Annotated in this window: 1 protein-coding gene; it reads left to right on the forward strand. The window is 57.8% G+C overall.

The window, feature by feature from the left end:
• Window positions 1-250: 250 nt before the first annotated feature.
• Window positions 251-889, forward strand: a 639-nt coding sequence (locus EN738_RS34670; protein ID WP_189606154.1) for an ankyrin repeat domain-containing protein, incomplete at its 3' end; no start/stop codon positions are given.

An 889-nucleotide genomic window follows, 5' to 3' on the forward strand; every position in this document is an offset into this window, starting at 1 on the left:
GCCGATCCCCGATCCTGCCGACGACACCACGACCTTGGCTGCCGCCTTCCTGATCGGCGTCTCGGCGATGTGGATCTCGGACATTCTGTTCGAGGTCGTTGTGCGGAAATTCAAGCCGACAAGCGAAGAGTGATCTGCCGCGCCGCGCGCTCCTTGGTCTTCGAATAAGCATCTGCTAATATTTGTTCTGTGCATGGAGCCGCAATCGGAGCCAAACCTGTGCGCTTTTTCTGACCAATGAGAGGGCACAATGATCAAGCTGGGACGCATCTGCGTAGTAAGGACTTTGTGGGTCCTTTGGCTTTTTACACTGCCCGCCCAGGCGAACAACTTGAATGATCTTGTCAAGAAGGGCGACGTCGCAGCGGTGGCTTCCGCCTTGGACAAAGGCGCCGCCATTAACGAAATTGACGGTGTTACGGCGCTCTACATCGCCTGCGAAAAAGGAAATGTCGAGTTAGCACAACTTCTGATCAAGCGTGGGGCGGACGTTAGCCTGCCCGTCAGTTGGCAAAGAACGCCGCTCTACGCCGCCAACAAGGGCGGGTACGCTGACATCGTGAAGCTGTTGCTCGACAACGGGGCCGACCCAAATCAGGTGGCGAAAGCGCAAACGCCGCTTCACGTAGCAGCCGAGAATGGCTGCCTCCAGTGCGTCATCCATCTCGTGGATGCCGGAGCAGAGGTCAACGCGCTGACATCGAATGGAAGTCCGCCCATACATCTGGCCAAGCTGAGTGGTCACGACGACGTCGTGGCCTACTTGCGCAGTCATGGCGCCAGCCGACCGGCCATTGCGCCGATTTCGGCACGACTTGCATCGGCGAACGCTGAATCGGGCAAAGAACTTTTCGGCAAGACGTGCGGGACTTGTCATCTTGTCGTGCCG

This window comes from Mesorhizobium sp. M4B.F.Ca.ET.017.02.2.1 (genome assembly GCF_003998955.1).
In the GTDB taxonomy this organism is placed as follows: domain Bacteria; phylum Pseudomonadota; class Alphaproteobacteria; order Rhizobiales; family Rhizobiaceae; genus Mesorhizobium; species Mesorhizobium abyssinicae.